Origin of the sequence: Roseisalinus antarcticus (genome assembly GCF_900172355.1) — a bacterium.
GTDB classification, from domain to species: Bacteria; Pseudomonadota; Alphaproteobacteria; order Rhodobacterales; family Rhodobacteraceae; genus Oceanicola; species Oceanicola antarcticus_A.
Window position 1 is genome coordinate 29,032 of sequence record NZ_FWFZ01000007.1, and the last position, 25,272, is coordinate 54,303.

General features: G+C 68.1%; 24 protein-coding genes. 8 read left to right on the plus strand and 16 right to left on the minus strand.

What is annotated here, in order from left to right; genetic code table 11:
• Window positions 1–17 precede the first annotated feature (17 nt).
• Both ROA7023_RS08420 and ROA7023_RS08425 read left to right on the plus strand, forming a co-directional pair.
• Complete coding sequence (locus tag ROA7023_RS08420; RefSeq protein ID WP_085878580.1) at window positions 18–686, plus strand: DsbA family protein; 669 nt, start codon at window positions 18–20, stop codon at window positions 684–686.
• Entirely contained in the window at window positions 683–1,801 is a 1,119-nt protein-coding gene (locus tag ROA7023_RS08425; protein WP_085878581.1) for a CaiB/BaiF CoA transferase family protein, read from the plus strand. Before ROA7023_RS08420 ends, ROA7023_RS08425 begins: the two co-directional genes overlap by 4 nt.
• Here ROA7023_RS08425 and lpxK read toward each other — a convergent pair.
• The 7 genes from lpxK to ROA7023_RS08460 all read right to left on the minus strand — a co-directional run bounded on the left by lpxK (window position 1,783) and on the right by ROA7023_RS08460 (window position 9,662).
• Window positions 1,783–2,796, minus strand: coding sequence for a tetraacyldisaccharide 4'-kinase (gene lpxK / locus ROA7023_RS08430; protein ID WP_085878582.1), 1,014 nt, complete (start codon window positions 2,794–2,796; stop codon window positions 1,783–1,785). The two genes, ROA7023_RS08425 and lpxK, sit on opposite strands and share 19 nt — an antisense overlap.
• A 1-nt stretch (window position 2,797) precedes the next feature.
• Complete coding sequence (locus ROA7023_RS08435; protein ID WP_085878583.1) at window positions 2,798–3,952, minus strand: 3-deoxy-D-manno-octulosonic acid transferase; 1,155 nt, start codon at window positions 3,950–3,952, stop codon at window positions 2,798–2,800.
• Window positions 3,953–3,966: 14 nt separating this feature from the next.
• Window positions 3,967–4,212, minus strand: a complete 246-nt coding sequence (locus ROA7023_RS08440; protein WP_085878584.1) for a DUF4170 domain-containing protein — start codon at window positions 4,210–4,212, stop codon at window positions 3,967–3,969.
• 56 nt (window positions 4,213–4,268) lie between these two features.
• Window positions 4,269–5,060 (minus strand): 3'(2'),5'-bisphosphate nucleotidase CysQ, encoded by a 792-nt coding sequence (locus ROA7023_RS08445; RefSeq protein WP_306372480.1) that lies wholly within the window; start codon window positions 5,058–5,060, stop codon window positions 4,269–4,271.
• Window positions 5,047–6,393, minus strand: coding sequence for a TldD/PmbA family protein (locus tag ROA7023_RS08450; protein WP_085878585.1), 1,347 nt, complete (start codon window positions 6,391–6,393; stop codon window positions 5,047–5,049). Before ROA7023_RS08450 ends, ROA7023_RS08445 begins: the two co-directional genes overlap by 14 nt.
• 104 nt (window positions 6,394–6,497) lie before the next feature.
• On the minus strand, window positions 6,498–8,048 hold the full coding sequence (locus ROA7023_RS08455; RefSeq protein ID WP_085878586.1) for a DUF2125 domain-containing protein: 1,551 nt from the start codon (window positions 8,046–8,048) through the stop codon (window positions 6,498–6,500).
• A gap of 96 nt (window positions 8,049–8,144) precedes the next feature.
• Window positions 8,145–9,662 (minus strand): DUF2125 domain-containing protein, encoded by a 1,518-nt coding sequence (locus ROA7023_RS08460; RefSeq protein WP_143535493.1) that lies wholly within the window; start codon window positions 9,660–9,662, stop codon window positions 8,145–8,147.
• Window positions 9,663–9,791: 129 nt separating this feature from the next.
• On the opposite strand from ROA7023_RS08460, the gene ROA7023_RS08465 reads away from it, so the two are divergent.
• A complete protein-coding gene (locus ROA7023_RS08465; protein ID WP_085878588.1) occupies window positions 9,792–10,541 on the plus strand; it encodes an SDR family oxidoreductase in 750 nt (249 codons plus the stop codon).
• A gap of 45 nt (window positions 10,542–10,586) precedes the next feature.
• Here the strand turns inward: ROA7023_RS08465 and ROA7023_RS08470 are convergent, their stop codons facing one another.
• Complete coding sequence (locus tag ROA7023_RS08470) at window positions 10,587–10,886, minus strand: HNH endonuclease (RefSeq protein ID WP_085878589.1); 300 nt, start codon at window positions 10,884–10,886, stop codon at window positions 10,587–10,589.
• Between the two features lie 40 nt (window positions 10,887–10,926).
• Here ROA7023_RS08470 and ROA7023_RS08475 point away from each other — a divergent pair, with 40 nt between their 5' ends.
• A complete protein-coding gene (locus ROA7023_RS08475; protein WP_085878590.1) occupies window positions 10,927–12,111 on the plus strand; it encodes a TIGR03862 family flavoprotein in 1,185 nt (394 codons plus the stop codon).
• Here the strand turns inward: ROA7023_RS08475 and ROA7023_RS08480 are convergent.
• Window positions 12,092–13,006, minus strand: a complete 915-nt coding sequence (locus tag ROA7023_RS08480; RefSeq protein WP_085878591.1) for a glutathione S-transferase family protein — start codon at window positions 13,004–13,006, stop codon at window positions 12,092–12,094. The two genes, ROA7023_RS08475 and ROA7023_RS08480, sit on opposite strands and share 20 nt — an antisense overlap.
• Before the next feature lie 611 nt (window positions 13,007–13,617).
• Here ROA7023_RS08480 and ROA7023_RS08485 point away from each other — a divergent pair.
• The 3 genes from ROA7023_RS08485 to ROA7023_RS08495 all read left to right on the plus strand — a co-directional run bounded on the left by ROA7023_RS08485 (window position 13,618) and on the right by ROA7023_RS08495 (window position 16,751).
• Window positions 13,618–15,744 carry a YjbH domain-containing protein gene (locus ROA7023_RS08485; protein ID WP_085878592.1) on the plus strand — a complete coding sequence of 709 codons (2,127 nt, stop codon included), beginning with the start codon at window positions 13,618–13,620 and terminating at the stop codon, window positions 15,742–15,744.
• Window positions 15,741–16,415 carry a YjbF family lipoprotein gene (locus tag ROA7023_RS08490; RefSeq protein ID WP_085878593.1) on the plus strand — a complete coding sequence of 225 codons (675 nt, stop codon included), beginning with the start codon at window positions 15,741–15,743 and terminating at the stop codon, window positions 16,413–16,415. The genes ROA7023_RS08485 and ROA7023_RS08490 overlap by 4 nt, the downstream gene beginning before the upstream one ends.
• A 90-nt stretch (window positions 16,416–16,505) precedes the next feature.
• Window positions 16,506–16,751, plus strand: a complete 246-nt coding sequence (locus ROA7023_RS08495; protein ID WP_085878594.1) for a hypothetical protein — start codon at window positions 16,506–16,508, stop codon at window positions 16,749–16,751.
• A 139-nt stretch (window positions 16,752–16,890) separates the two neighbouring features.
• Here ROA7023_RS08495 and holA read toward each other — a convergent pair whose 3' ends face one another.
• From holA to ROA7023_RS08520, 5 genes are all read right to left on the minus strand, one after another.
• Window positions 16,891–17,919 carry a DNA polymerase III subunit delta gene (holA, locus tag ROA7023_RS08500; RefSeq protein WP_085878595.1) on the minus strand — a complete coding sequence of 343 codons (1,029 nt, stop codon included), beginning with the start codon at window positions 17,917–17,919 and terminating at the stop codon, window positions 16,891–16,893.
• Window positions 17,916–18,410: an LPS assembly lipoprotein LptE gene (lptE, locus tag ROA7023_RS08505; protein WP_085878596.1), complete on the minus strand. Its 495-nt coding sequence runs from the start codon at window positions 18,408–18,410 to the stop codon at window positions 17,916–17,918. The genes holA and lptE overlap by 4 nt, the downstream gene beginning before the upstream one ends.
• Complete coding sequence (gene leuS / locus ROA7023_RS08510; RefSeq protein ID WP_085878597.1) at window positions 18,397–20,961, minus strand: leucine--tRNA ligase; 2,565 nt, start codon at window positions 20,959–20,961, stop codon at window positions 18,397–18,399. Before leuS ends, lptE begins: the two co-directional genes overlap by 14 nt.
• A 74-nt stretch (window positions 20,962–21,035) precedes the next feature.
• Window positions 21,036–21,488 carry a DUF3576 domain-containing protein gene (locus tag ROA7023_RS08515; RefSeq protein WP_085878598.1) on the minus strand — a complete coding sequence of 151 codons (453 nt, stop codon included), beginning with the start codon at window positions 21,486–21,488 and terminating at the stop codon, window positions 21,036–21,038.
• Window positions 21,489–21,721: 233 nt separating this feature from the next.
• Window positions 21,722–22,864 (minus strand): porin, encoded by a 1,143-nt coding sequence (locus ROA7023_RS08520; protein ID WP_085878599.1) that lies wholly within the window; start codon window positions 22,862–22,864, stop codon window positions 21,722–21,724.
• Between the two features lie 244 nt (window positions 22,865–23,108).
• Here ROA7023_RS08520 and ROA7023_RS08525 point away from each other — a divergent pair, with 244 nt between their 5' ends.
• The gene (locus ROA7023_RS08525) at window positions 23,109–23,759 is read left to right on the plus strand and encodes a YggS family pyridoxal phosphate-dependent enzyme (RefSeq protein WP_085878600.1); all 651 of its coding nucleotides are present in this window, start codon (window positions 23,109–23,111) and stop codon (window positions 23,757–23,759) included.
• Here ROA7023_RS08525 and ROA7023_RS08530 read toward each other — a convergent pair.
• Both ROA7023_RS08530 and ROA7023_RS08535 read right to left on the minus strand, forming a co-directional pair.
• Window positions 23,756–24,250 carry a L,D-transpeptidase family protein gene (locus ROA7023_RS08530; RefSeq protein ID WP_085878601.1) on the minus strand — a complete coding sequence of 165 codons (495 nt, stop codon included), beginning with the start codon at window positions 24,248–24,250 and terminating at the stop codon, window positions 23,756–23,758. The two genes, ROA7023_RS08525 and ROA7023_RS08530, sit on opposite strands and share 4 nt — an antisense overlap.
• A complete protein-coding gene (locus ROA7023_RS08535) occupies window positions 24,250–25,248 on the minus strand; it encodes an LLM class flavin-dependent oxidoreductase (protein ID WP_085878602.1) in 999 nt (332 codons plus the stop codon). Before ROA7023_RS08535 ends, ROA7023_RS08530 begins: the two co-directional genes overlap by 1 nt.
• Window positions 25,249–25,272 lie beyond the last annotated feature (24 nt).

A 25,272-nucleotide genomic window follows, 5' to 3' on the forward strand; every position in this document is an offset into this window, starting at 1 on the left:
CATTGAAAAGGCCCAATATGACCAAGATTCTCTCTATCCTCGCCCTTGCCGTGGCCTTCGTCGCCGGCGGAACATGGTTCCTTGCGAACCGCGGCAATACCACCGACATGCCCGTCGGCGCGGCCCTTGCCCAGACCGAGGACGCGGCCGACCTGGACACCTCCTCCATCGTCGAGATGTCGATCGGGGCCGAAGACGCGCCGGTGACGGTGATCGAGTACGCCTCGTTCACCTGTCCGCACTGCCGCAATTTCCACGAAACGGTCTACCCCGAGTTCAAGGCCAACTACATCGACACCGGCGAGGTCCGGATGATCTACCGCGAGGTCTATTTCGATCTGCCGGGGCTCTGGGCCTCGATGATCGCGCGCTGCGGCGGCGAAGAGCGGTTCTTCAGCACCGCCAGCATGATCTACGAGCGCCAGGCCGAATGGGTCCAGGGCGACGGCAACGCGATCGCCGACAACCTGCGGCGGCTCGCCCTCAGCACCGGGCTGACCTCCGACGAGGTCGATGCCTGTTTCTCGGACGCGACCAAGGCGCAGACCCTGATCGCCTGGTTCGAGGAGAACCGCGAGGCCGACAACGTGACCTCGACCCCGACCTTCATCATCGACGGTGAGAAGTTCGAGGGCAACTGGGTCAGCGGCCTGCTGCCCGCCATCGACGCCGCCATCGGCGAATGACCCGCCCCCTCGAGGGCCTTCGGGTCGTCGAGCTGGCGCGGGTGCTGGCCGGTCCTTGGGCCGGCCAGATGCTGGCGGACTTGGGCGCGACGGTCATCAAGATCGAGGCGCCGGCGGGCGACGACACCCGCGCCTGGGGGCCGCCTTTCGTCGATCGTGACGGGTCGGCCGCCTATTTCCACGGCACGAACCGGGGCAAGCGCTCGCTTGTGGCCGACCTCAAGGATGCGGGCGACCTTGCCCGCGTCAAGCGGCTGATCGGCGGGGCCGATGTGCTGATCGAGAACTTCAAGGTCGGCGGGCTGAGAGCCTACGGCCTTGACGCCGCGACGCTTCGCGCCGCCGATCCGAGGTTGATCGTCTGTTCGATCACGGGATTCGGCCAGGACGGGCCCTATGCCGCGCGGGCGGGCTATGACTTCATCATCCAGGGCATGTCCGGCCTGATGTCCGTCACCGGAGAGCCGGACGGCCAGCCGCAGAAGGTCGGCGTGGCCGTGACCGACATCTTCACCGGCTGCTATGCCGCCACCGCGATCCTTGCCGCGGTCCATCGCCGGCAGGCGACGGGGACCGGCGACCATATCGATCTTGCGCTGTTCGATACGGCCGTTGCGGTGACGGCGAACCAGGCGATGAACTACCTCGCCTCCGGCACGGCGCCCCACCGGATGGGCAACGCGCATCCGAACATCGTGCCCTACCAGGTCTTCGACTGTGCCGATGGCCATGTCATCCTGGCGGTGGGCAATGACGGCCAGTTCCGGCGTCTTTGCGGGTTGCTGGGGCTGGAGGCGCTGGCCACCGACCCGGCCTATGCCACCAACCCGGCCCGACTCGCGTATCGGGAGGATCTGGTGGCCAGTTTGACCGCCGCGACCCGGCTGCGCACCAAGGCGGACCTGCTGGCGGCCTGCGAGGCCCAGGGCGTGCCGGCAGGGCCAATCAACGACATGGACGAGGTCTTCTGCGATCCGCAGGTCGTGGCCCGCGGGCTGCGGATCGCGCCGGAGGGCGTGCCCGGCGTGCGCAGCCCGATCCGCTTCGCCGAGGCGGAGGTCGGCGGCGACAGGCCCTCTCCCGCGCTGGGCGAGGATCAGGACTTCGACTGGTGAGCGAAGAGGTCGTCCAGCGCCGCGTCCAGCGGGCCGGGCGTGTCGAAGCTCAACCGGACCGGCAGGGTCAACACCTTCATCCGGAACGCGGGCGGCAGCCGCACGGCGTCTTTCTCGGTTGTGACGAGCTGCGCGTTCGCGACCGCGGCGTCCCGCTCCAGCCGCTGCATGAGCGCCGGTGACAGGGCCTGGTGGTCCGACAGCGGCACGCTGCGCACGATCTCGGCCCCCAGCGTCCGCAAGGTGGCGAAGACCTTTTCCGGGTGGGCGATCCCGGCGAAAGCCAGCACGCGCATGCCGCCCCAGGGCATGCCGGTCGCCAACGGCTCCAGCTGCCCGGTGATCCGAGGCAAGGCGGGGGGCAGCGACGGCCCCCAGGTCTCGGCAAAGCTGACCTGCGCCGCCGCGCCGCCGATGGACAGCAGCAGATCGGCCCTGGCGAGGCCGGCCGCCACAGGCTCGCGCAGCGGGCCGGCGGGCAGGCACAGGCCGTTGCCAAAGCCGCGCTGGGCGTCGACGACGACAATGGACAGGTCCTTGGCCACGGTCGGGTTCTGGAACCCGTCGTCCAGCAGGATGACATCGGCCCCGGCGTCCTGCGCGGCCCGGACGCCGGCGGCGCGGTCGCGTGCGATCCAGACCGGGACGAAGGCGGCCAGAAGCAGCGGCTCGTCCCCGACATCCGCGGCGCCATGGGACGCAGGATCAACCTGCGCAGGACCCTCGAGCCGCCCGCCATAGCCGCGCGAGACCACTTGTACCGCCAGCCCGCGGTCGACCAGCCGCTGAGCCAGCGCGATGACTGTCGGGGTCTTTCCGGTGCCCCCCGCGTTCAGGTTGCCGACGCAGATGACCGGCACCCCGGCCCGGTGGGGCCGCCCGAGGGCCAGCCGCCGCGCCGTCGCCCATGCATAGAGTGCCCCGAGCGGCGCCAGGAGCCGGGACCTCAGGCCCGGGCGCCCGGCCGAATGCTGCCAGAAGCGCGGCTCGGGCATCTCAGACGCCCGCTTCGTCTAGGGTGTCCACGATCAGCTCCATCAGCCGGTTGGTGACCGGCGCGGTCGCCGAACTTGCGGACCAGGCCGCGTGGGCCAACCGGGCCGCCACATCCGGGGCCAGCGCCCAGGTCACCTGCTTGCCCAGGGCGGTGGCGTCGCGGACGCCATGCGCTGCCCTCGCGTCGGTCAGACGGTGATAGGCCGTGGCCCAGGGATCCAGCCGCGGTCCGTGCAGCACGGCTGACCCGAGTGCGGCGGCCTCGTAGGGGGACCGTCCGCCGCCGGCGTCCAGCGTGCCTCCGAAGAACGTAACCGGGGCCAGGCGATACCACACGCCAAGCTCTTCGGCGCGGTCGGCGACGATGACCTGCGAATCCTCGATCGGGGCGCCGTCGGCCGAGCGCAGCTCCGTCCGCAGGCCCAGCTCTCGCAGGATCTCGGCCATCTCGGCGCCCTCGGTGCAGGCACGGGGCATGATGACCAGCAGCAACCGATGCGACCGCCGGCAGGCGGCCATGTGGGCATCGGCAAGCGCCGCAAGCTCCGACATCGGGACACCGGGGGCAAACCAAAGGGGCCGGCCGGCGAGCGCCGTGGCCATCTCGCGGCGCAGGGTCTCATCCCCGGGCAGGGGGGCTGCGCCTTCCTCGAGCGGGCCGGTCACCTCGATCCGCGAATCCTCGAGCCCGAGCCGCCGCAGCCGGGTCGCCGCCTCCTCGTCAACAGCCAGGGCATGGCGGAAATTCCGCACGAGCCCCCGGCGTATCCGCCCCAGCCATCCGGCTCGGACAAGGGTCAGATCCCGCGCGTCGGTGTCGATCAGCAAGCGCGGGATGCCGCGCGAATCGACCTCCGACAGGATCGGTCCCAGCAGGCCGCCCTGCATCCAGATCGCGAGGCTGGGCCGCCAGTAATCGAGGAAGGAGTGGATCGCGGCAGAGCTGTCGCCCGGCGTCGCCACACCGATCAGCGGCGCATGACGCGAGGACGGCTCTCCGGTCACGATCCAGGTGGCGGTGACGTCGTCGTTGGCCAGTCGCGTGGCCAGGGCCGCCACGGCATCCATGTTCGACTGCGGCGCGGCATGGACCCAGACGATCGGTCCCGTGGGGCGCGGCCGCGCGTCGGGCGTCGAGCTCTCTGGCCCCCGCATCCGCCTTGGCCCGCTCAGGCGCCCAGTTCTTCGGTGGAGGAGGTCGCCCTCTCCTCGTCGAGCAGCCGGTGCAGGTGGGCGATGAAATAGCGCATGTGCGCGTTGTCGACCGTGCGCTGTGCTTCGGCCTTCCAGGCGTTGTAGGCGCTGGCGTAGTCCGGAAACATGCCGACGATATGAAGGTCGTCGATGTTCTTGAAAGCGGTCTTCGAAGGATCGACGAGCTCGCCGCCGAAGACGAGGTGCAAACGCTGTGCCATGGGCCTCTCCATATGGGGCTGGGTCGCGCCGGACCTTACATCCGGGACCCCGGCGGTCAACCCGGGCTGCCGAGCTCTGCGACCAGGGCGGGATGCAGGGCGCCGCCCGCCACCACCCCGTCGGCCTGGGGCAGGCCGCGGTTGAACTTCAGCTCGCGCCCATGGCGGTCGGTCACGGTGCCGCCGGCCTCCTGCACGATCAGGGCGCCGGCGGCGATGTCCCATTCCCACGTCGGGCGGAAGGTCAGCATCGCGTCGAACCGGCCTTGGGCGACAAGGCACATCCGGTAGGCCAGCGACGAGCGGAAATGCCGGGTAACCGGCGGCGGCTCGGCGTCGCGCCAGTTTTCGGGCGCCATGGTCACCCGGTTGGCCAGCACGTTCGCCCGGTCGAGCTGATCCTCGGCGCTGACCGCAATGGTCCCGCCGTTCAGCCGGGCGCCGCCGCCGAGCGAGGCCGAGAACATGGCTTCCCGCAGCGGCAGATAGACCGCGGCCGCGACGATCTGTCCTCCATGTGCCACGGCAATGGAATGGGACCAGTCCCTGGCCCCCTCGATGAAGGCGCGGGTGCCGTCTATGGGGTCGACGATGAACTGCCGCGAAGTGGTCAGGCGGCTGTCGTTGTCCTCCGTCTCTTCCGACAACCAGCCATAGTCTGGACGCGCGGAAATGAGGCGGGATCTCAACATGCCATCTACGGCGAGGTCGGCCTCGCTGACCGGGCCCTGATTGTCGTCCTTCTCCCAGACCTGCGGCGCGGCGCCGTGATAGCGACGGGCGATTTGCCCGGCCGCCTCGGCCGCCGAGACGATCAGCTCGAGGTCAGCGGCATCAATCCCCGGCAAGGGTCAGCCCTTCGACCAGAAGGGACGGAACGACCCGCGACAGGTGAGCCCGCGCGTCGTTCGCCGGGACGATCCCGCGCAGCATGTCGCGGAGGTTTCCAGCGACGGTGATCTCGTTCACGGGATAGGCGATCTCGCCGTTCTCGACCCAGTAGCCCGAGGCGCCGCGGGAATAGTCGCCGGTATTGGGGTTGATGGTCGAGCCGATCATGGAGGTGACAAGCAGCCCGGTCCCCATGTCGCGCATCAGCTCTTCGCGGCTTTTGGGGCCCTGGGTCAGCGCCAGGTTCGACACGCTCGGCGAGGGTGGCGCCGAGGTGCCCCGGCTTGCGTTCGCCGTGCTCTGCATGCCGAGCTTGCGGGCGGTGGCGAGGTCCAGGGTCCAGCCGGTCAGTACGCCGTTGTCCACCAGGGCGCGTTTGGCGGTGGCCAGCCCCTCGGCGTCGAACGGGCGAGAGCCGCCGGTGCGCGGGCGGCGCGGGTCCTCGACCAGGCTGAGGTGGGCGGGCAGCACCTGTTCGCCCAGTGCGCCGCGCATCCAGCTTGACCCGCGCGCGATCATCGACCCGTTGATGGCCTGCACCAGGTGGCCGATCAGCGACGAGGCGATTCGCTCGTCATAAAGGACCGGATAGGCGCCGGTCTTGGGCCGCCGGGCGCCGACACGGGCGATGGCCCGTTCGCCGGCGCTTTGGCCGATGTCCTCGGGCGCACGCAGATCGCCCTGAAAGATGCGCGAATCGTAGTCGTAGTCGCGCTCCATCCCGGTTCCGCTCCCGCTGATCGCCACACAGGAGGTCGAGCGGTCGGACCGGCCATAGCCGCCCGAGAAGCCGTTGCTCGCCGCCAGGTGGATCCGGCGCCGGCCGTATCCAGCCGAGGCGGACTGGACCTGGGACACACCCTCGACCGCCAAGGCGGCGGCCTCGGCGCGGCGGGCGTCCTCCTCCAGCTCGGCGGGGTCGGGCTCTGCGCTGTCGTCATAAAGGTCGAGGCCGGCGGCGTCGCGCACATCGGTCAGCTGGTCCGGGTCGGCGAGGCCGATATAGGGGTCCTCGGGCGCCTCGCGGGCCATGGCCACGGCCCGCTCGGCCATCTGGGCGATCACGTCCGCGCTGGTGTCCGAGGCCGATACGCAGGCCTGGCGTTGGCCGATCAGCACCCGCAGGCCGATGTCGACGCCTTCGGCGCGCTGGGCCTCCTCCAGCACGCCGGTGCGCACGTCGATCGACACCGATGTGCCGTCGACCGCGATCGCATCGGCCGCATCGGCCCCGGCCTTGCGGGCGGCGGCGACAAGCTGATCGGTGAGGGCGGCAAGATCGTGTGCCATGAAAGTCCTTTCGCGCGGGGTCACCCGGGAGGTAGTCCGCCCGGGGCCGCACCGCAAGCCATCGGCGCCCGGACGGAACCCGCCCGAGGCCCCGATCCCGTCGGCTAGCGCATCCGTGCGCCGTTTACGAAGACCTGTGCCTCCGGCGTGATCTCGACGTTGCTCTCGAGCATGTCGTCGCCGACCACTCGGGTCATCATCCCCAGGCCCATCCGCGCGGCCCCGGCCTGGCCGTCGCCCAGCAGCCCGACCGTGACGAGCCGGTCGAGCAGCTGGTTGACCCCGCTCAGCCGGGCGGTCGCCGTGCCTTCGGGGCGCGGCATGCCGTCGAAGCTCTCCAGGTCCTCGAAATCGAGGGTGAAGTGTCCGGAGCTTTCGACCGCGGCGCCGAAACCGCTCAGGTTGCCCTGGTTCAGGGTCACCTCGGATACCTCGACCGGGTTGATGAACATCCGGATCATCTGGCCGATTGTGGCGAAGTCGAGCACATCGGCCAGCAGGCGCACCCGCGACTCGACGTCGACCTCGAACGACAGCGGGTCCTGCGGAACAAGCCCGGTGGGGTCCAGCAGCCGAAACAGCCTGTCTTCCACCGCGAGGTCCGACAGCGCCACTGCGTAGGACGCCCGCTGCGTGTCGCCCGAGGCGAGCACCGGAAAACTGGCCGAGAATTGCAGGCCGCCGACGGTGCCGTTGACCGCGAAGGGCAGCAGGTCCGGCATGGAGTAGGACAGCGCGATCCCGGTCGTTTCCGCCAGGACGGCAAACCCGCCGGACCCGAGCCGGAGGGTCGCGTTGCCCGAGGCGCTGCGGCTGTCCTGCAGGCTCGACGCCTGGTCGCCGATGCTGCTGATCGCCATCGTGGTGGTGCCCGACGTCCGGGTGGCAGCCTCCAGCGTCATGCCGGCCCGCAGCGATGACGAGAGGTCGGCATAGTCGATCCCGCCGCGCGGCAGGGACAGGGCAAAGCTGGTCTCGGTGGCCGCGGTCGTGCCGTAGTTCTGGGACCGGACCCCGGCCTCGGGCAGGTCGATCACGAATTCGTACGCGATCTCGCCGGCGGTCGATTGCGCCTCAAGGTGCACGAGCCCGTCATCGCGACGATAAAACCGCGCGGATTCGGGGCTGCTGATCGAGTAGGACAGGCGGATCTGTTCGCTCGACAGGCCCTCGATCTCCGGATCCCCGCGCAGCCGCAACTCGGCGAGGCGGAATTGCAGGGAGCTCGACGAACTGCGCAGCAGGATCTCGACGGGCGTGCCAGTGGCGACGGAGGTATGGTCCGCCATCGCCACGGTGATGGCCGCGTCGAGCTGCAGCTGGGGATTCTCGGCCGATCTGCCGACGATCCTGATCCGCGTGTTTTCGGGGTAATGGATCGAGACCGACCCGTCCTCCTGCCCGGTCAGTTGCACCGGACCGGCGAGGATTTCGAGGCTGCCGATCGCATCGGGGAGGGGGACCGCAAAAAGGATGTTGGACAGCACGAGGGTCTGCCCCACCCGCGATTCGGTCGCGCGGATCTCGAGCCCGGTCGCGCGGACCTGCTCGGCGTAGAGCGTCCAGGCATCCTCCGGTGTGATCTGCGCGGGGGCCTGCCCGGCAAGAACGGCGGAGACGGCAGAGAGGGCGGCGGCGGGCAGGATGTGGCGCATGGGCAGTCTCTTCCGTGGAATCCCGTTGCGGTGGAAGAACGGGCCGCGCGATGGCATCACCGCGCGGCCCGTTCCAAGGGGCACGTCAGGCCCGCATCACTGGATGCGCTGGCCGTTGACGATGATGTGACCCTGGTCGTTGACCTCCAGCGAGGATTCCAGCTGGTCGTCGCCGACGGTGTTGGCGAACATGCCCATCATCATCCGGGCGCCCATGACCTGGTCTTCGGGCAGCAGACCCATCTGGACCAGGCTGTCGATCAGCTGGTTCGCACCGCTGACCTGAAGCTCTGCCGAGCCCTCGGGGGCCGGGAAGCCGCCGAATGTCTCGAGGTCGGAATTGTCGAAGGTGAACTCGGCACCGCCCAGCACGTTGAGCCCCGCGACGCTGATCGTCAGGTCGTTGATGCTCAGCGATTCGAGCTCGCCGGGCATGTCGGACATCATCATCGACTGCATCTGCGCGGGGTCGAGCACGTCGAAATAGAGCTTGCCCGTGCCCGACACGTCGACGCTGACCGTCGCCGGATCGTGGCTGAGCATGCCGGTCGGATCGACCATGCCCCAGACCTCTTCGTTGACCGACAGCTCGCTGAGCAGGATCGCGAGGCCGAATTCCTCGGAGTCCTCGGTCGCGGCCAGCGGCATCTCGATCGCATAGCCGTATTCGGCCATCGACACGTCCACGGGGAACGGCAGGTCCGGGCCGGCGAAGGTGACATGGGGCGCCATGGCCCCGCCGGAATAGGCAAAGCCGCTCGCATCCATGAAGATGTTCAGATCGCCGCCCTCGGCGGAAGCGGTGCCCTGGATGGTGTCGTTGCGCTCGGTGAAGCTGAAGGCGTAGTTCGACGCGCCGAAGGAATAGCCGGCGTCGAGCGACAGGCCGTCGACAAACGCCGTCTCGGGCGAGTCGATGTCCATCTCGCTTGGCACGGCCGCGACGGCATCAGTTTCCAGATCGCTGATCGTGCCCAGGAACTGGAACGTGCCGGGGCCGCCGTCTTCGGCGATGTCAACGACGGCGCTGATCTCGCCGGTGCTGAAGCCGTATTCGACGTTGTCCAGACCGTCGGCGCTGCTCATGACGTAGCCGCCTTCTATATCGGACATCACCAGCTGGACGGCGTTCACGATCACGTCCTCGGTCTCGCCCTCGATGCTGTCCAGCGAAATCGTGTAGCGGGCGGCGGTGAGGTCATAGCTTATTTCCTCGGGCGTGCCGCCGGCGACGAGGCTCGCGCCTTCCTGGGTGACCGACATGTTGATCGTGGTCGCTCCGCCGTAGGTTGGCGTCAGTTCCACGGTCATCGGCGTGACCTCAGCCATGTCGATCGCCACCGTGCCGTCACCCTGTTCGGTGAACGTGATGGTGCCCATGTTGCTGGTCACGGTCACTTCGGGATCGGAGAAGGTCAGGACCACATCCGACGCGGTCAGCACGCCGCCGTCCATGGACTCGGATCCGACCGTCAGGGACTGTTCGCCGTAGATGGCGAGATTGTCCTTGAACGTGGTCCAGACCTCCTGGGCGGTCACGTCCGCGGTGGCGGCGGTGCTGCCGAGCAGGCTCGCAATAAGGACAGCTCGGCCCGTTGTATTATTAATGGTCATGTTCGACACTTCCCTGTTAATTCATTTCGACAGGTTTCCCGTCCCGGCGCTTCAGGTCAAGGTCGGGAAATCTTGACCTGAACCTAGTTGGCTTCAGGTCTTTAAGAAAGATGTCAGAGGATCGGTTTCATGGATATGACTGGCAAGGTCGTCGTTATCACCGGGGCAAGCCGCGGAATCGGCGCCGCCGCGGCGCATCGCTTTGCCGATGCAGGGGCAAAGGTCGTGCTGCTCGCGCGCAATGGGGACAAGGTGGCCGAGGTCGCCGGAGAGATCGGACCGGCCGCGCTGGCCGTGCCCTGTGACGTCTCGCGCTACTGGGAGGTCGATGCCGCGGTGGAGGCCGCTGTGCAGACCTTCGGCCGGCTGGACGTCTTCATCGGCAATGCCGGCGTGATCGACCCGATCGCCCATATCGCCGAGGCGGACCCGGCCGCATGGTCGCAGGTGATCGACGTCAACCTCAAGGGCGTCTTCCACGGCATGCGCGCCGTCCTCCCCGTCATGCTCGCCCAGTCGGGCGGGACGATCATCACGATCTCGTCAGGCGCGGCCCATGCCCCGGTCGAGGCCTGGTCGCATTACTGCTCGTCCAAGGCGGGCGCCTACATGCTGACGCGGATGGCCGACAAGGAATACCGCGACAAGGGAATCCGTGCGCTGGGCCTGTCGCCCGGCACCGTCGCCACCGAGATGCAGCGCGAGATCAAGGCCTCCGGCGTGAACCCGGTCAGCAAGCTCGACTGGTCCGACCATGTGCCGCCGGAATGGCCGGCCGAGGCGCTCTTGTGGATGTGCGGCCCCGAGGCCGACCCCTGGCTCGGCGACGATATCTCGCTGAAGGACGACGAGATCCGGTCGAAGGTCGGGCTGGTCTAGGTCGGGTCCGGCCCGATTCGCCTTCGATTGGCGTCGCCGCGGCGGTCAGCGTTTCCTGTGCCCGCCCGGCACCCTGGACCGGAACGCCGGCGGGCGCTTTCGGATCCACGCGATGAACCGGGCCAGACGGGGATGCTGACGCAGCGCCTCCAGCGTGGCGAAGTCGCGGGCAAGCTCGACCTCGGTCAGGGTCGCATGGATCTCGCGGTGGCAGATGTGGTGAAGCAGAACGACAGGGCCACCCTTGCCGCCTTTGAGCTTGGGCACCAGGTGGTGGAGGCTTTGCGGCACGGTCGGCGGAATCGGCCGTCCGCACAGGCCGCAAATGGGATCGTCCTGCGGCATCGTCCTTGTCCTTTGCAGCCCCGAACGCCAAGAGACTGCCATGACGCCCCATGATGACAACCCCGACGCGCTGGTGATTGGCGCTGGACCGGCGGGCCTGATGGCCGCAGAGGAGCTTTCGGCCGCGGGGGTGTCGGTGCTGGTCGCCGACGCCATGCCGGCCCCGGGGCGCAAGTTCCTGATGGCGGGCAAAAGCGGGCTGAACCTGACGCGGGAGGAGCCGCTCGCGTCCTATCTCGCCGCCTTCGGGCCCGTGCCCGACAGCCTTCGCGGGATCCTCGCGGACTTCGGGCCGCCGCAGGTCTGCGCCTGGGCAGAGGGGCTGGGCCAGACCCTGTTCACCGGCAGCACCGGCCGGGTCTTTCCGACCGTGATGAAGGCCTCGCCCCTGTTGCGGGCCTGGCTCGCGCGGCTCGACGGGCGGGGGGTGCGGCTGCGCACCCGCTGGCGCTGGACCGGCTGGAGCGACGGGGCCCCGCGCTTCGAGACGCCCCAGGGCGCCCGGCTGCTGACGCCGAAGGTCACGGTGCTGGCCATGGGCGGGGCCAGCTGGCGGCGGTTGGGGTCCGACGGCGCCTGGGCCGGGGCCTTCCCGCCCGAAGCGCTGGCCCCGTTCGCGCCCGCGAACGCCGGGCTCTGTGTCGAGTGGTCGGCGCCAATGGCCCGGCACTACGGGCGCCCCGTGAAGGGCTGTGCGCTGACCGCAGGCGGGACGACCAGCCGGGGCGAATTCGTGATCTCGGGGCGGGGTCTGGAGGGCGGGGGCCTCTACACCCTCACGCCGGCGTTGCGTCAGGAGGTGCCGTTGACGCTGGACCTCGCCCCGGACCGGAGCGTCGATGATCTGCGCCGCCGCCTCGCGCGGCCTCGGGGCAAGGCGACGCTGGCCAACCACCTGCGCCGCACGTTGGGCCTCGGCCCTGCGCAACTGGCGCTGCTGCAGGAGTTCGGGCGCCCCTTGCCCGACGATCTGGCCCCGCTTCTGAAGGCGCTGCCCCTGCGCCATGCCGGGCCGCGCCCGCTGGACGAGGCGATCTCGACCGCCGGGGGGCTGCGCCTCTCCGCCCTGGACGCCGACCTGATGCTGACCGTCCGCCCGGGCACCTACGCCGCCGGCGAGATGCTGGATTGGGATGCGCCGACGGGCGGCTACCTCATCACCGGCTGCCTTGCGACCGGGCGCCATGCCGGCCAAGCCGCAGCCGTCAGAGCGACCAGTCGATGATCGGGCCTTTCGGAACTATTCCCAATGGGTTGCGCAACTCGGACGGGGAGAAATAGCCCCCCTTGTAGATGTCGAATCGGACCGTTTCGGCGACGCCCGGCATTGCATAGATGCGCCGCGCGTAGTCCCAGAGGTTGGGATGGTCGATCAGCCGGTGCAGGTTGCATTTGAAGGCATAGTGATAGGCCACGTCGAACCGCGCGAGGGTCGGGAAAAGCCGCACGTCGGCCTCTGTCATCACATCGCCGGCAAGCCAGTCGTGCGCCTCCAGATGCGCCTCGATCCGGGCGAGCGTGTCGAAGACCTCGACCACCGCCGCGTCATAGGCCTCTTGCGTCCGGGCGAAGCCCGCGCGGTAGACGCCGTTGTTGAGCGTGTCGTAGATCAGCGCGTTCCAGCGGTCGATTTCGGGGCGCAGCGCCGCGGGGCAAAGGTCGGGGACGCCGGGAAACCGGCCCAACATCCGGATCACGTCCGCGGATTCGTTGGACACGATGCGCCGGGCCACGCGGTCCCAGAGGACGGGCACGGTGACCCGTCCGGTATAGGGCTCGGGCTGGCGGGCATAGACCTCGTGCAAGGCCGCCACGCCCAGTTCCGGGTCGGAATAGGGCCCCTCCGGGTCATAGACCCAGCCCTGATCGGTCCGCCGGGGCCGCGCGTAGGAGACGCCGATCGCGTCCTCCAGCCCGAGAAACACCCGCGTCAAAAGAGCACGGTGCGCCCAGGGGCAGTTCCACGCGGCATAAAGGTGATAGCGCCCCGGCTCCACCGGGTGGGCGTCGGTGCCGATCCAGTCGCGAATCGTGGATTTCGTGCGTTGAAACGTCCCGTCATCGGCGGTCTGCGGGGCGGGATCCTCGGCCAGATATCGGCCCTCCAGCATCAAGCCCATGTGATCGCGCCCCGCCGCCCGGCCGCGGGTTTCGGCGCCGTCGACATGGTGGGGCAGGCGTGGAGGAGGGCGTCTATCGGCATGGGGCTTCGCCTTTCGGACTCGTGTTGGGGCCATTGGTAAAAGCGCAAAACCGTCCTTCGGCATGGGCCTTGTGCATGGGTGGGCTTCGGCCCCGGCAACCCGTGACCCGTCACTCGCAAACTTGGGCAATCCCGGGCAGATGACAAGCCCGCGGACGGCCCGGCGCGTGGCCCCTTGCCCCGGAAATGAGCCTGCCACAGGGCAGGCCGCCGACCGAGAGGACAGGAAAACAGGGGTCCGACGCGCTGGCAGGCCGGTTCGTTCCAGCCCTTGGTGCCGCGCCGTCGAGCCGGCCCGATCCGATTGTTCAAGACGCTGGAAATGAATGATAAATCTTCGACTGCGTCGGTGGTCGGGGCCGGCCTCGGCAGGCGTCCTCCGTCCCCGATATGGCGTCCAACGCCGGTCTGGCCCGGTGACGAGGGCGCAACATCCCTCCGATTGCGCAACTAGCTCGCGGGGGCGGCTTCTCTCCGGCGCGTGTATGACGTAAAGACGTTGCAAGACTTTTCGGCTGGGGGTGCCCGATGCGATTGCGAACGACCACGATCTTGACCGGCCTTGCCCTGTGGGCGGGCGCCGCCGCGGCGCAGTCCGACTGGCGCCCGTCCTACACGACCTACGGCACGCCGGGCCTGATCGAGATGCCTTCGGGCCTCAGCGAACCGGACGCGCAGTTCTCGCTGACCGTGGGCGGGTTCGACCTTCAGCAGCGCTACACGATGAGCTTCCAGATCTCGGACCGGCTGGGCGGCACCTTCCGTTACAGCCGGATCGACCAGTTCGGCGGGCCGGGCGAGAAAGCCACCTACGATCGCAGCTTCGACATCCGCTACAGGTTCGTCGACGAAGGCCGCTACTTGCCCGCGATGACGGTCGGCCTGCGCGATTTCCTCGGTACGGGCCGTTATTCCGGCGAATATATCGCGGCGACCAAGACTTTCGGCGACCGTCTGCGCGTGACCGCCGGTCTCGGCTGGGGGCGGCTTGGGTCCGAGGGCGGCTTCACCAACCCGCTCGGCGTGATCGACGAGGGGTTCGAGACCCGGCCGAACCAGGACGACGAATCCTTCTACGGTGAAGGCGGCACGGTCGGCGATGCGGCGTTCTTCCGTGGCGATGCCGCGGTGTTCGGCGGCGTGGAATACCGCTTCAACGACCGGTTCACGGGCGTCGTGGAATATTCGACCGATGCCTATACCCGCCAGGCCGGGCGCGGGACATACGATCACGAGAGCCCGCTCAACTTCGGTGTGACCTACACGCCGCGCCCGGAATACGCGGTGCAGCTCGCCTATCTCAACGGCTCGACGCTGTCGCTTGCGGCCACCTTCTCCGTGAACCCGTTCGAGCGGCCGACCTTCGGCGGCATGGACCCGGCACCGGTGCCGGTGGCGGTGCGCCCCGCCGACACCCGCGCGGCGCTGTCCTGGAACCGCTCGGCCTTGCCAGAGGGGACCTTGCGCGACCTGATCGCGCAGACGCTCGCCTCCGATGGGCAGGAGGTGACCGGCGTCGAGCTGACCGACCGCTCGATCCGCATCCGATATGAGAACACCAAATACCGCACAGAGGCGCAGGCCATGGGACGGATCAACCGCATCCTGACCAATGCCCTGCCCGCGTCGATCGAGGTGATCACGCTGGAGCCGGTTCGTGCCGGAGTGCCGGTGGCGTCGGTGACCTTCCGCCGGTCCGATATCGAGCAGCTCGAGAACGTCGCCGGCGGGACAGCCGCCAGCCTCGACCGCGCGGTCTTTGCCGATCCGGCCGGGACAAACGCGGGAATCGTCGCTGTCGACAACGGCGAGCCGCGCTTCCAGTGGGGCATCGCGCCCTATTTCGCGCCGCGCCTGTTCGATCCGGATTACCCGTTCTACGCCTCCATCGGCATCGAGGCCTCGGCCGATTACTACGTGCGGCCCAACCTCGTGCTGTCGGGCGCCGTCCGCTACCGCGTCTTCGGCGACCGGGATCCGGACGACCGGGTGAACGACGGGGCGCTGCCCCCGGTCCGGACCCAGGCGAACTCCTACCACGAAGAGGGCAACCCCTCGATCGAGCGGTTGACGCTGACCCATTTCGGCCGGCCCGCGCAAAACCTCTACAGCCGGGTCTCCATCGGCTACCTTGAGGAGATGTTCGGCGGGATCTCGACCGAGCTTCTGTGGCGCCCGGTGGGCAGCCGCCTCGCGCTCGGGGTCGAGGCCAATTACGTCATGCAGCGCGACTTCGACCTGATGCTGGGCTTCCGCGACTACGATGTCGTGACGGGCCATGCCTCGGCCTATTACGACCTCGGCAACGGCTACCACGCCCAGGTGGACGCGGGCCGCTACCTGGCCGGGGATTGGGGCGCGACCTTCGCGCTGGACCGTGAATTCGACAACGGCTGGCGCGTCGGGGCCTATTTCACCCGGACGAACGTGAGTTTCGAGGATTACGGCCAGGGGTCCTTCGCCAAGGGTCTGCGGGTGACGATCCCGACCGACTGGAGCATCGGAACCCCGAACCGGCAGGCGTTCGATACCCAATTTGCATCCCTGCGGCGCAACGGCGGCGCGCGGCTCGAGCTTGACAACCGGCTCTACGAGACGCTGCGCGACGCCCAGAGCCCGATGATCGAAGACAGCTGGGGAAGGTACTGGCGATGAAAGCAACCCGTCTTACACGCTGGGTGGCCCTCGCCGCCGGAGCGCTGACCCTCACGGCCTGCGGCCCCCGGTACGAAGACGCGCCGGATGTGCTCAGCATCGTGCGCAACGGGATCGTGCCGCTGCTCTCCGGCGGGCGCGGGGAAAGCGGGCCGACCGGGCCCGGCATCTCCCGTGCGCTGGTGGAAGAGTCGGGAATGGATTTCCTCTACGCCTCGGTGCCGTCCCGCCAGTCTTTCGCGCTGTTGCAGCGCGCCGGCGAGAACGGCCGCAAGATCACCTGGCTCAGCGAAGACGGCATTTCGGTGACCTACGAACAGGGCCTTCTCGTGGCGACCCGCGGACTCGGCCCCGACCTGATTGCGGCCAGCGTTTCGGGGACCGTTGCAGCCATGCGTCAGGGTGGGGGAGAGGCGCGGAGGGTGCACGAATACCTTGACGGTAACGATGCCATTGTCCGGGTCGATTTCGACTGCCGAATCAATCGTGTCGGAAGTGACCCGATCACCATCTACGAATACAGCTATGACACTGTAAAGTATGAGGAAAACTGCCAATCCGGCGGTCAGCGCTTCACCAATACCTATTGGATCGATCAGGCAGGTGTTGTTTGGAAGTCGCGCCAGCTCATTTCTCCGCCTGTCGGCTACCTTGACACCGAGAGACTCTAGAGAAATGTAGGCGCTACGGCTTGAGTTTCGGTCCTTTGGACGGTAAACAAGCTTTGGGCCTAACGAAACGCACCTGATGGAGTATCAATAATGCGCATCACTACCCTCACCGCGGCGGCACTGCTCGCTGTTTCCGGTCTGTCGGCTACCGCTGGCGGCTTCGACGACGAAATCGTTGTCATCCCCCCCCCGATGATCGATCCCCCGGCTCCGACCGGCTCGCTGGGTTCGCTTGGTTCCCTGGGCGGCGGCGCTGTTGGCGTCCTCATCCCCCTCGGCCTGATCGCTGCCGTTGCTGCCGCGAACACCGACGAGGACGAAGAGAGCGATCACTAAGATCGGTTTCCATGCCCCTCTCGGGTGTGACTGAATTTGACAAGGCGGGCCTCAGGGCTCGCCTTGTTCAGTTTCCGGGGGGCGTTTTGTCGGGCCGGCTTCCCGCTGTCGCAGAGGCCAGTGGCCGTTGCAGAGCGGCTCAGCGCGACTGCGCGGCCAGCATGGCCAGACGGATCAACGCCCGCTCCATAAGCGCCATCTGAGGCGCGGTTGAGACCGAGCGCAATTGCAGATCCGTATCGGTCAGGACTGACAGCGCGGTCTCCAGCCGATACATCCCCCAATGCTGCGCCTGGCGCACGATCCGGTCCCGACGCGGGCCGAAGACCGGCGGCCGCAGCCGTCCGACCCCCGCCCCCGCGCCGCCGGGATCCGATGCCGCCGTGTGTAACTGGCGGAAATGGCGCAACGCGCCGATGCACAGCGTCACCGGCAGCACACCCTGCGCCATGAGCCGCCGCAGCATGGGGCCGATCTCGCGCGGCTTGCCGGAGGCCACGACCTCCAGCAGGTCATCGAGCGCCGCGTCGGGCGCCTGCGGGGCGACCAGCTGGACCTCCTCGGCCGTCGCCTCGGACCGATCACCGTGCTTGTAGAGCGCGAGCTTTTCCAGGGTCTGGCGAAAGTCACCCGGCGGCAGTTCGCGCCCCAGCAGGCCAAGCGCGGCCTCGGCATCGGAGGTCAACCGGTCCAGACCGGCATCGGACAGCATCCGCGCGATCTCTTCCCGGCCGGGCGGGTCGTCGTAGATGCCGACAGCATAGGCCGTGCGGTGGCCTTCGAAGAGCTTGCGCAGGCTGGATCGGGCGGTCAGCTGGCCGGCAGTGACCACCATGACCGCATCGCCCTCGCGCCAATCCTCCAGTGCCGCAGAGAGCGCCTGAGTGGCCGTGTCGGTGGCCTCTTCGACAAAGACCGCCCGTTGCCCAGGAAAGAAGCCCTGCGCCTTCACAGCGTCCAGCAGCGCGGCCGAATCCTTGCGCAGGTCCGAGGCAGGCAGGCGGGTCAGCCGCATCTCTGACTCGCCCTCCGGTCCAACCAGCGCGGCGATCACCTCTTGCCGGCGCGAGGCGACCCGCATGGTGTCGCCGCCGTAGATCAGCAGCCCCGGCCGCCGCGGATCGGGCGCCCGGAAATAGCCCGGTGCCTCGCGCGGCGAGAGCTTCATGGCAAGGTCACCGTCGCGAGACGCGTCACGATGAGGTCGGCGAGCGCGACGGCCAGGCGACGGCGGGCGTCCGCCTCGGCGGCGAAGGTCGAGACGGCCGTGCCGGTGGCCGAATAGCTGGTGAAGGTATCCACTGTGCCGCTCTGGATCAGGTCGCCCGTGGTGCGGTCCGTCAAACGATACTGCGCCGCACCGGGCAGGTTGAACCGCGTGGTCGCCTGCTCGGCGGTGATCGCCACCGCGGCGTCGCGCAGATCCAGCGCGACGACGATATGATAGCGCGGCGCATCGGCCGCCCCCAGCCGCTGAATCAGCCGCTGGCGCAGGCGATAGCCGGTGTCGGTCGCGGGCGCCTCGACCGAGACCTGGCCCCGCAGCCGCTCGGCCACGCTGCCGGGCCCGTAGACCGGGCTGAAGCCGCAGGCGGCCAGCAGGACAGCGGCGCCGAACAGCGCCGCGCGGCGGGAGAGCCTGGCCTCAGACGACCACATTCACGATCCGCCCCGGTACGACGATCAGCTTCTTCGGGCTGCCGCCATCCAGTGCCTTCTGAACCGCCGGATCGGCCAGCACGACCTTCTCGACCTCGTCCTTCGGCAGGTCCTTGGCGACCGTGATCTCGGACTTGCGCTTGCCGTTGATCTGGATCGGCAGCGTCACGCTGTCCTCGACCAGCATCGCCTCGTCTGCTTGCGGCCAGTCCGCCTCGGCCACCAGCCCCACGCCGTCCAGCATCTGCCAGATCTCCTCGGCCAGGTGCGGCGTCATCGGCGACATGAGCTGCGCCAGCGTGCGCGCCGCCTCGCGTTTGGCGGCCGTGCCGGCGCCCGACTTCTGCAGGGTGTTGGTGAAGGCATAGAGCTTCGCGATGGCGGCGTTGAAGCCGAAGCTCTCGACCCCTTGCGTCACGTCGAAGATGCACTTGTGCATGGCCCGCAGCAGGTCTTCGTCGCCCTTGCCCGGCGTGTCCTCTGCCCCGGCCACCTCGGCGGCGATGCGGTAGACGCGGCCCAGGTGGCGATAGGCGGCCTCGGCACCGGAGGCGGTCCATTCCACGTCCCGCTCGGGGGGCGAATCCGACAGCACGAACCAGCGTGCCGTATCGGCGCCGTAGCGGGCGATGATGTCGGCGGGGTCGACCACGTTCTTCTTTGATTTCGACATCTTGGCCGACGAGGTCACCTCCACCGCTGTTCCGTCCTTCAGCCGAGCCCCGCCGTCGACCAGCTCCACTTCCTCGGGGAAGTGATAGACCGGGCGGCCGTTGGCGTCCTTCGTCTCAAAAATCGCGTGGGTCACCATGCCTTGCGTGAAGAGAGCGTCAAACGGCTCGATCGCCGAGGCCGGCAAGTGGCCGGTGATCTGCATCGCCCGGGCGAAGAACCGCGAATAGAGCAGATGCAGGATCGCGTGCTCGATGCCGCCGATATACTGGTCGACGTTCATCCAGTAGGCGGCCTCGGCCATGTCGGTCGGCGTCTCGGCGCGGGGGGCGGTGAAGCGGGCGTAATACCAGGACGAATCCACGAAGGTGTCCATCGTGTCGGTCTCGCGCCGCGCCGTGGCGCCACATTTCGGGCAAGGGGTGTCGCGCCAGGTGGGGTGCCGGTCCAGCGGGTTGCCGGGGATGTCGAAGCCGACATCGTCGGGCAGCACCACGGGCAGGTTCTCCTTCTTCTCGGGGACCACGCCGCAGGTGTCGCAATGCACCACCGGGATCGGGCAGCCCCAGTAGCGCTGACGCGAGAGGCCCCAGTCGCGCAGGCGGAACTTGGTCACGCCCTGACCGACGCCGTTTGCCTCGCAGAAGTCCACGGTCGAATCGATGGCTTCCTCGCCCGTCTGCTCGACCTCGCCCTGAAGTCCACGCACGAAGCGCACGGTTTCCGTCTTGGGCGGCACATAGGCCTCGCCGCCGTCCTCCGGCAGCACATGGTCGCCCGCCAGCGGCACGAAGGTCGAGGCGACAGGCAGGTCGTATTTGCGGGCGAAGTCCAGGTCGCGCTGGTCATGGGCGGGGCAGCCGAAGATCGCGCCGGTGCCGTACTCCATCAGGATGAAATTCGCGATATAGACAGGCAGTTCCCAGCTGGTATCGAAGGGATGGCGGACCTTGATGCCGGTGTCGAAGCCCAGCTTCTCGGCCTTTTCCAGCGCCTCTTCGGTGGTGCCGCCCTTGCGGGCTTCGGCGCAGAAGGCGGCGACCTCGGGCGAGTGCCGCTCCAGCTGCCGCGCAAGCGGGTGGTCGGGCGAGACGCCGACGAACGACGCGCCCATCAGCGTGTCGGGGCGGGTCGTGTAGACCTCGATCCGGTCGAACCCCTCCGGGGCCTCGACGGTCGAAAAGGCGAACTGCAGCCCGCGCGACCGGCCGATCCAGTTGGCCTGCATCAGCTTGACCTTGGCAGGCCAGTCGTCCAGCCCGTCGATCGCGTCCAGCAGCTCTTCGGCGAAGTCCGAAATCTTGAAGAACCATTGCGTCAGCTCGCGCCGTTCCACTTCGGCGCCGGACCGCCAGCCCTTGCCGTCTATCACTTGTTCGTTCGCCAGAACGGTCATGTCGACCGGGTCCCAGTTCACGACGGCATTGCGGCGATAGACCAGACCGGCCTCGAGGAAATCCAGGAACAGGGCCTGTTGCTGGCCGTAATATTCCGGGTCGCAGGTGGCGAACATCCGCGACCAGTCGAGGCCAAAGCCCAGCGGCTTCATCTGCGAGACCATCGTGTCGATGTTGTCGTAGGTCCAGGTCTTGGGGTGCCCGCCCGAGGCCATGGCGGCATTCTCGGCCGGCATCCCGAACGCGTCGAAGCCCATCGGGTGCAGCACGTTGTGCCCCACCGCCTTCTTGTAGCGCGCAATCACGTCGCCCATCGTGTAGTTGCGCACGTGGCCGATGTGGATGCGCCCCGAGGGATAGGGGAACATTTCCAGCACGTAGTACTTCGGCTTGTCCTCCGACCGGACGGCCTTGAAGGTTTCGGCCTCATTCCAGGCGCCCTGCCACTTGGGCTCGATCAGGGATGGCTCGTAGCGCGACATTCTCGTCCGTCCTTACACATGCGAAAGCCGGGCGCGGGGCCCGGCATGGTGGTAGCCCCTGCTGCGGCCGGTGGCTAGAGTTGACCGTCGCGAATGCGCAGCTCGCGGGCGCGGGCGAGGATCGCATCCTCGACGGCGCGGCTGGTTTCCTCGGCGACCGGTCCGTTGCGGGAGGCGAGCGCGACGTTCAGCGCCCGCGCGTCCAGCGCCGGATCCGAGACGTAGACGGTGGCGCGGTAGGCGCGGCCGCCGCCCGGCGGGGTGCCGTAGCCCATGACGATCACACCGGTGAACGGGTCGACCGACTGGATCGGCAGAAAGCTCAGCACATCGAGCGAGGCGTTCCAGAGGTAGCGGTTGACCGCGACGCTCTCAGCGCCCCGGGCCCGGGTGGCCTGGCGGGTGGCCGGGGGCGACGTGCCGGGCCCCGATCCGAGCGAGGCGAAAGGCGTGGATCCAAGCGAGCCGCCGCCGCCGCAGGCCGCGAGCGACAACAGGCTGATGGCGAGAGCGATGCGCCCTGTCATGACTTTGCTGCGCAAGGTGATCCCCTTTGCCCCGAACGATTTCTTCTTGGTCTATCCGAGGGGCAGGCAGCGAACAAGCCTTTGACAAGTCGTGCGCTGTCAAAAGGGCGGCAGCCCCGATCGCAGCGGCGCCATCGCGGCGTTCGGAGAGGGCCAGGTGCGGCACGGCTCCCCCAAACGAAAAGGAGCGGCTCCCGGGGGAGCCGCTCCGATCTCTGCCTTGCAGCCTTCGATCAGAAGGTGAAGGACATCTCGACGGTGGTGCCTTCCTGAAGCTCAGGAGCGCCGATTGCGTCTTCTTCGGACTGGTCGTCGTCGACGGCATAGGAGGCCAGCAGCGAGACGTTGTCGGACAGGGCCAGCGTGCCACCGATGTAGTAGTCGGTTTCGGCAGTGCCGTCGCCGTCGTTCATGCCAGCCATGATGGTCACACCGCTGCCAACGTCGTAGGTGGCGTCGAGGGTGACTTCCTCGTCGGTGCCGTCGACGTTGTCGGCGTAGACAACATCAACAGTGACGGGGCCGTTGGCATAGCCGACGGAAACCTCATAGGTGTCGATCCCATCGGGGTTCGAACCGAAAGCTGCGCCGAGGACAACGGGGCCGAACGGGTAGGCGATCGCGACACCAGTGGACGAGGTGTCCATGGTCTGGTTCGAAGCGTACGCGATGGAGATGTCAGCGGCACCGACGGTGGTCGAGCCGAAGATCGCGAAGATCTCGTCCATCGTGAAGTCGCCGTTGGCGGAGGGGTCGTAGGACCCGCCGGCAACCGCATCGGACTCGGCCTGGTAGGCCATGCCGACGGTGAAGTTGCCGAAGGTGCCGACAGCACCGACCGACAGCTGGTCGAAGTCGCTGTCGACGCCTGCGTCGTCACCGACCAGGTTGCCGTCAACGTCGGCCACAACGTAGGAGAAGCCGCCGGTGAAGGAGCCGAACATGGCCTCGCCACGCAGAACGATTTCGCCGTCAGCTTCCGAGAAGCCGTCGGCTTCGAGGTCGCCGGCGCCGGCGTAGTAGGTCTGGGCGGCAAAAGCGGTGTCGCCGAAGAACATGCTGGCGCCTTCGCTGGTCAACGACAGCAGGAAGCCGCCGGAGGACAGGTCGAGGCCGAGGCCGTCGGTGTCGCCATCTTCTTCAACGTCGAGGACGTCGAAGTCGAACGTGGCGGCAGCGGTCAAGCCGTTGTCAGTGGTGGTCGACAGGGTGACAGCGACGTTCGAGCTGAAGTAGAAGCCCTGGGCGTCGGTGTCGAAGCCGTCGGTGTCGTTGTAGCCGACAGTCGCATCGCCGGCAAAGCCGACTTCTGCGGAGGCCGCGCCCGCGATCGTGAGGCCCACGATCGAAGCGGATGCGAGGAGGATGCTTTTCATGATATTCCCTCGTGTTTGCATTCCCGAGAATGCCAGTTGCACTAGCATTGAATGTGTCTTTGCGCTGAACCCCCTGCACACTCAAGAGCAATGGGATCGGACCTTGGACAGTGCCATCGAAATGATGCACTAACGCCACACAGTTGCGGGGGGTGCTCGGCGGCCCGCCGCCGACTCCGCATCGGTCTGGCGGGCGTCGCTGGTTGGAATTCGGGAAATAACGTGGAAACAAAGGAACTTGCACATGTCGCTTTCGGAAATTCAGGCGCGAGTCCTCGCGGCCGAAACTGCAGCTGGCAGGGCGCCCGGTTCGACCCGTCTTATCGCCGTTTCCAAGCTGCAGCCGCCGGAGCGGGTCGAGGCGATTCTTGACCGGGGGCACCGGCTGTTCGGCGAGAACCGTGTGCAGGAGGCCGCCGGGAAATGGCCGGATTGGCGCGAGCGGTTTTCCGGTCTGGAAGTGCATCTGCTGGGCCCGTTGCAGTCCAACAAGGCGCGCCAGGCGATGGAGCTTTTCGAGGCGATCCATTCGGTCGACCGGCCCAAGATCGCCCAGGCCATCGCCCGGCTGGCGCAGGAGACGGGCGCCTGTCCCGACCTCTTTCTTCAGATCAACACCGGCGAGGAGCCGCAGAAGGCCGGTGTGCTGCCGTCCGGGGCCGACGCCTTCGTGGCGGAGTGCCGGGGCCTGGACCTGCCGGTGCGCGGCCTGATGTGCATCCCGCCGGTCGACGAGGAGCCCGCGCTCCACTTCGCATTGCTGGCCCGGATCGCCGAGCGCAACGGGCTGGAGGGACTGTCCATGGGCATGAGCGGCGATTTCGAGCGCGCCATCGCCCAGGGGGCGACCCACGTCCGCGTGGGGTCGGCGATCTTCGGGGAACGTCCGACCTAGGCGACGATAAGCTTGACGCCGTGGCGCAGGCGCGGCGCGATCCACAGAAGATCCGTCCGCGACAGCGCCACGCAGCCGGCAGTCGGGTGCCGGGGTTTGCGCCAGACATGCACGAAGATCGCCGACCCCCGCCCGCGCACCGCCCGGGGCCAGTTCCAGTCGGTGATCAGCAGCAAATCATAAAGCGGATCGGCGCGGCGCAGGGCCTCGTGGCTGTGCGGGTAGGGGGCGCCGACCATCAGGTTGTAGTCCTCGTCCGCCGGATCGTCGGACCAGAGGTCGCCGGGCCGGATCGGCACCGCCCAGCCGGCGGGTTTCGCGATACGGTCGGGGCGGTAAAGCATGCCGACGATGTCATGGGCGCCGCGCGGGGTCGCGCCGTCGCCTTCGCGCTTGTTGCCGGTCAGCCCGCCGCGCCCGATGGCGCAGGGAAACGTCCGGCCCATGAAGCGCAGGCCCCGCGGGCTCAGCACCATGTCGGTCGGCCGCATCAAGCCGCCCGGGCTTCGAGCGTTCCGAGCACTTCGGCGGCGATCTCGAACGAGCGCAGACGTGCGGCGTGGTCGTGGATCTGCCCGGTCAGGATCAGCTCGTCGGGACAGTGACGCTCCACGATCTCGGACAATTGCCGGCGAACCGTCGCGGGGGCGCCCACCGCGCTGATCCTCAGGGCGCCGTCAACCGCATCGCGGACCTCCGGGCCGATCTCGGCGTCGATGTCGGCCACCGGGCGCGGCAACTTCCCCGGCACGCCGAAGCGGAGCCGGGCGAACGCCTGCTGCATGGTGGTGCGCAGATAGGCGCCCTCGGCGTCGGTGTCGGCGGCGAAGACGTTCACCGCGATCATCGCATGGGGCCGGTCGAGCTGCGCCGAGGGCCGGAACTGGCGTCGGTAGACCTCCAGCGCCTGCTCGAGCGCCTGGGGCGCGAAATGCGAGGCGAAGGCGTAGGGAAGCCCCATCTGCGCGGCCAGTTGCGCCCCGAAGAGCGAAGATCCGAGGATCCAGAGCGGCACCTCGGTGCCCTCGCCGGGATGGGCGTGAACCGGCATGTCCGGGCGGCCGACGCCGAGATAGGCCTGCAGCTCGGCCACCTGCTCGGGAAATCGTCCGGCCGATTCGTGGGTGACGCGCATCGCGCGGGCGACGGCCATGTCGCCACCGGGCGCACGGCCCAGGCCGAGGTCGATCCGTCCCGGATGAATCGTGGCAAGGGTGCCGAATTGCTCGGCAATCGCGAGGGGCGCGTGGTTCGGCAGCATGATCCCGCCCGCACCGACCCGGATGGTCCGGGTGGCGTCGGCAATGTGACCGATCAGGACGCTGGTCGCCGCGCTGGCGATGCCGGGCATGTTGTGATGCTCGGCCAGCCAGTAGCGATGATATCCCCAGCTTTCGGCATGGCGGGCGAGGTCCACCGAATTGGAGATGGCCCGGGCGGCATCGGCGCCTTCGGGCACGGGGGCAAGATCGAGGATCGAGTGGCGCATGGGTCCGTCCTTTCGCGCTTTGCT